Raw genomic sequence first — 4,736 nt, 5'->3', positions numbered from 1 at the left:
TTTGGCGGGCAGACCCCAACGACATCATCGCCGCAAGAAATCGAGGGTTCCAAATGTTGGATTCAATCCACTAGGGCGCTGACCGGCCAAGGGCAATCAGTCTTGCCAACACCGGTTCCGCCATGGCCCGCGCGGCCTCTGCCTGGCCCGTATCGCGTATGCATCGAATGTGCATCGACTGTGCATGGCTTGTGCATCGTCAAAATCCCCGCCATGAACGGGCCATGCACGTCCAGACCCTTATCCTTGGCGCCGGCGCGGCCGGCCTGATGGCGGCGGCCCATGCGGGACCGTCGACACTGGTCATCGACCACGCGAAAGCGGTGGGCGAAAAGATCCGCATCTCTGGCGGCGGGCGCTGCAACTTTACCAACATGCAGTGCGGGCCGGATAATTTCATAAGCAAAAACAAACACTTCTCAAAGTCCGCGCTGAAACGGTTCAGCCAGTGGGATTTCCTTGATCTGGTGCAGAAGCACCGCATCCCCTGGCATGAGAAAACGCTGGGCCAACTGTTTTGCGACACCTCTGCCAAGGACATCATCCAGATGCTTCTGGCCGAGGCATCCGCGGCGACGATCTGGACCCGGACCCGGCTGATAGAGCTGTCCCACGATGGCAGTCATTTTCGGGTAACCATCGAAAAAGACGGGAAAAACCTTGATGTGACGACCAAGGCTCTGATCGTCGCGACGGGCGGAAAATCCATCCCCAAGATGGGCGCCACCGGCCTTGCCTATGACATTGCCGCGCAGTTCGGACATCCGGTGACAGAAACCCGCGCCGGCCTTGTCCCCTTCACCTTCCCCGATGGCCGGTTCTCGCCCCTGTCCGGCCTGTCCCTGCCCGTGCGCGGCGAAACTGGCGGGCAAGCCTTTGAAGAGGCATTGCTTTTTACCCACCGCGGCCTGTCTGGCCCGGCCATCCTGCAACTGTCGAGCTATTGGCGCGAGGGGCAGGACGTGGCGCTGAACCTGCTGCCGGGGAGCGATGTGGTGTCGGCCTTGAAGGCGGCACGGCAACAGACCGGCAAGCGCAACCTGACCACCGGATTGGCCACGATGTTGCCGGAAAAGCTTGTGACTTTCCTGGCAGGAGAGATCGACCTGACCGGCAATTGCGGCGATCTGTCGAACAGCCGGATCGACGCCCTGGCGGCGGCGTTGCAGTCCTGGCGGGTGTTGCCCCAAGGAACCGAAGGCTACCGCACCGCTGAAGTGACGCTCGGCGGGGTATCGACCGACGGGGTCGATAGCCGAACGATGATGTCCAAGTCCTTGCCCGGATTGTTTTTTATCGGCGAGTGCCTGGACGTGACCGGCTGGCTTGGCGGGTACAATTTCCAATGGGCCTGGTCGTCGGGCGTGGCGGCGGGACAGGCGGCGCGGGACGTCCGGTAAGCGGTGCGGGCCTTGCGACCCGCGCAGGCTGTGCCCGGGGCTGACGCCACGGGCAGTGCTTGATTTTTCGAAGAAAAATCGGGGGCGCTGCCCCCTCTTGGCCTGCGGCCAATTCACCCCCGAGGTATTTGGAAAACCAAAGACTTGCAGGGTCAGCTTTGTCCCAGGGCAGCGCGGACGCGGGTGGCGAAATCGATGCCGCGCTGTTCGAAATTGTCGTACTGGTCGAAACTGGCGGCGGCGGGAGCCAGCAGAACGGTGTCGCCCGGCCGAGCCTCGGCCATGGCGCGGGAAACGGCGGTTGCCATGTCGGTGCAGACCTCGGTTTCGGTGTCGGGCAGTTGCAGGGCAAAGCCCGCCGCGTCGCGGCCGATGACATAGGCCTTGGTGACATTGGCAAGGCCATCCCGGAGCCCTTCCAGGCCCCCCTCTTTCTGCAGGCCGCCGCAGATCCAGCGGATATTCCTGAAGGCCAGCAGGGCCTTGGCGGCGCTGTCGACATTGGTGGCCTTGCTGTCGTTGACGTAAGACACGCCGCCGGATTCGGCGACGCGTTCGCTGCGATGGGGCAGGCCCTGGAAGCTGTGAAAGGCGGTCTCGATCTGGCGTGGAGCCACTGTCAGGGCGCGGGCGGCGGCATAGGCGGCGCAGGCGTTCTGGTGATTGTGGGCACCGGGCAAGCCGCGCACCGGGCGCAGGTCGATGGCGGCGAGTTGCCGGCCCTTGCGCCATTCGGTCAGGAATCCCTTGCGGGCCACCACCTGCCACCCCGGGCCGTGCGGTTTCTGGCCCGACGAGATGCGGATCACGCGGTCATCGGTGGGGCCTTCGGACAGCTGGTTGGCCAGGAAGCAGCCCGGGTCTTCGTCCACGCCGATCACGGCGCGGTCTGGCCCGCCCTCGGCAAAAAGGCGGCGCTTGGCGGCGAAATAGCCGCCATAGCCGCCGTGCCGGTCGAGGTGATCGGGCGAAAGATTGGTGAAGACCGCCACATCGGGGGTAAGCGCGCGGGCAAGGTCGGTCTGATAGCTGGAGAGTTCCAGCACCACCACGCCGCCGTCGCCCGGCGGGTCGATGTCCAGCACGCCGCGCCCGATGTTGCCCGCCAGCTGGGATTCGCGGCCCGAGGATTTCAGGATGTGGTGCAACAGCGCCGAGGTGGTGGATTTGCCGTTTGACCCGGTCACCGCGACCACGCGGGGCAGCATGTCGAACTCTTCCCAGCCGGAATTGGCCAGCGCCCGGAAGAACAGGCCGATGTCGTTGTCCACCGGCACACCCGCGGCCCAGGCATGGGCCACCACCGGGTTCGGCGCGGGAAACAGGTGCGGGATGCCCGGCGACACGACCAGCGTTGCCATCCCGTCCAGCGCATGGGGTTTCGACAGGTCGGCAACCGCAAAGCCCTCTGCCTCGGCCTTGTCGCGGGCGGCGGGGTTGTCGTCCCAGCAGACAGGGATCGCCCCGCCTTCGCGCAGGGCGCGGGCGGCGGACAGGCCGGACCGGCCAAGGCCAAGGATGGCAACGCGCTGGTCTTCGAAACCGGGAACGGGGATCATGGCGGCGCCCTTCTCTGGATGCGTTCATCCATCGCTAACCGATTGGCCGCGCACAGGCAATCAGCCGCTGCGATCGATTCGCGTACTGAGGTGGATGAGGCTTTCCGAGGCGCGCACACCGCGCGCCTCTCCGATCCGGTCAAGCGTGTCGTCCAGTTCCTCGGTCGTGGCAGCGGAAAGCTGCACCAGCAGATCAAACCGGCCTGAGGTGGTGTGCACCACCTCGACCGCGGGCAATCCGCGCAGCCGGGCCAGGACGGCGGGACCCGAGCGCGGCTCGATCGACACCAGCGCGGTGGCGCGGATGGCGGGGCGCAGCCCGGCACCCGGGCGCAGCGTGAACCCGGCGATGGCCCCCGTGGCCAGCAAACGGTCGATCCGGGCCTGCACCGTGGTGCGGGCAAGCCCCAGGTCACGCGCCAGCACGGCGACCGGGGCGCGGGCGTTTTCGGCCAGCAGGGCGATCAGTTTGCGGTCTGTTTCGTCGATTTGCATGGGAAGATCGTCAGATAGTAAAGAAGATGAGTCAAGACGTGCGCTTTGTCAGATGATTTGCACCGGATTCGCCCGCATCCTGATCCGAGCGAACAGGAGAGAGCAGATGAACGATGCAAGCGGCCTTGCCGGGCTGACTCCATGCCCCGGCGCGGTGTTCCATTTCCACCCTGAGGTCTTGCAGGCCACCGCCGCGCGGTTCATCGCGGGGTTTCCGGGACTGGTGACCTATGCGGTCAAGGCCAACCCGGTGCCGCAGGTCCTGACCGGTCTGGCCGAGGCCGGGGTGACGGCGTTCGATGTCGCCTCGCCCGCCGAGGCATGGCTGGTGCGGGCAGAGGTGCCCGGCGCGGTGCTGCATTACAACAACCCCGTGCGCGGCCGCGCAGAGATCGCGGCGGCAGAGGCACTGGGGATCGCGTCCTGGTCGGTCGACCGGCCCGGGGAACTGGCGAAGCTGGCGCATCTGCCGAAGGACAGCGAAATCGCGGTGCGGCTGAAATTGCCGGCCAAGGGCGCGGCCTATGACTTCGGGGCGAAATTCGGCGCCACGCCGGAACAGGCGCAGGCCCTTCTGGCAGAGGTGGCCCGGTTGGGTTTCCGCCCGGCGATGACCTTTCACCCCGGCACGCAATGCACCGATCCGAACACCTGGCGGCACTACATCCGCGCCTGTGCCGACATCGCGCGCAACGCGGGCGTCACGCTGGAACGGCTGAACGTCGGCGGTGGGTTCCCGGCGCACCGGCAGGGCGATGCCCCGGTGCTCGAGGCGATCTTCGACGCGATTGGCGCGGAAACCCGCTCTGCCTTTGACACCCCGCCCGCGCTGGTGTGCGAGCCGGGCCGCGCGATGGTGGCCGATTGCTGCACCCTGGAATTGCACATCCGGGCGCGCCATGGCGATCAGGTGTTCCTGGACGACGGGCTGTATGGCGCGCTGGCGGAATGGCGCGACCTGCCGGGCCATGCGCGGTTGCGGGTCAGCGATGCCCAGGGGCACCCCCGCACTGCGCCTGCGACACCGTTTACCGTCTTCGGTCCGACCTGCGACAGCCTGGACACCCTGCCCTTCGCCCTGCCCCTGCCCGCCGACCTGGCCGAGGGGGACACGCTGACCGTGTCCGGAATGGGGGCATACAGCCATGCGCTGGCCACCGGGTTCAACGGATATGGTCCGCGCGGTCTGGACAGGCGCTGACGGAACGCTAGTGGATTGATCGCGACAAACGAGTCCGAATTGGGATTCCCATTTGGTGCTGGCCGTGCGAGTCATGCTGAT

Annotated in this window: 4 protein-coding genes; 2 read left to right on the top strand and 2 right to left on the bottom strand. The window is 66.2% G+C overall.

Features of this window, described 5'->3' with window-relative positions; all coding sequences use genetic code 11:
• The first annotated feature begins 224 nt into the window (after positions 1-224).
• Positions 225-1,400: a BaiN/RdsA family NAD(P)/FAD-dependent oxidoreductase gene (locus VK792_RS19360; protein WP_326299550.1), complete on the top strand. Its 1,176-nt coding sequence runs from the start codon at positions 225-227 to the stop codon at positions 1,398-1,400.
• 152 nt (positions 1,401-1,552) lie between these two features.
• On the opposite strand, the gene murD is transcribed toward VK792_RS19360, so the two are convergent.
• Both murD and VK792_RS19350 read right to left on the bottom strand, forming a co-directional pair.
• Positions 1,553-2,959, bottom strand: coding sequence for a UDP-N-acetylmuramoyl-L-alanine--D-glutamate ligase (gene murD, locus VK792_RS19355; protein ID WP_326299549.1), 1,407 nt, complete (start codon positions 2,957-2,959; stop codon positions 1,553-1,555).
• Positions 2,960-3,019: 60 nt separating this feature from the next.
• Complete coding sequence (locus VK792_RS19350; protein ID WP_326299547.1) at positions 3,020-3,454, bottom strand: Lrp/AsnC family transcriptional regulator; 435 nt, start codon at positions 3,452-3,454, stop codon at positions 3,020-3,022.
• A 106-nt stretch (positions 3,455-3,560) separates the two neighbouring features.
• On the opposite strand from VK792_RS19350, the gene VK792_RS19345 reads away from it, so the two are divergent.
• A complete protein-coding gene (locus VK792_RS19345) occupies positions 3,561-4,655 on the top strand; it encodes a type III PLP-dependent enzyme (RefSeq protein WP_326299545.1) in 1,095 nt (364 codons plus the stop codon).
• The last annotated feature ends 81 nt before the right edge of the window (positions 4,656-4,736 follow it).

The organism is Mesobacterium hydrothermale (assembly GCF_035818635.1).
In the GTDB taxonomy this organism is placed as follows: domain Bacteria; phylum Pseudomonadota; class Alphaproteobacteria; order Rhodobacterales; family Rhodobacteraceae; genus Mesobacterium_A; species Mesobacterium_A hydrothermale.
Note: the sequence above shows the minus strand (reverse complement) of the source record. Positions and strands in the feature narration are given on the sequence as shown.

Bases quoted from the DNA above. Each gene is read 5' to 3' on its own strand.
- VK792_RS19345 (WP_326299545.1), top strand. From the start codon at position 3,561: ATGAACGATGCAAGCGGCCTTGCCGGGCTGACTCCATGCCCCGGCGCG.
- VK792_RS19360 (WP_326299550.1), top strand. From the start codon at position 225: ATGCACGTCCAGACCCTTATCCTTGGCGCCGGCGCGGCCGGCCTGATG.
- murD (WP_326299549.1), bottom strand. From the start codon at position 2,959: ATGATCCCCGTTCCCGGTTTCGAAGACCAGCGCGTTGCCATCCTTGGC.
- VK792_RS19350 (WP_326299547.1), bottom strand. From the start codon at position 3,454: ATGCAAATCGACGAAACAGACCGCAAACTGATCGCCCTGCTGGCCGAA.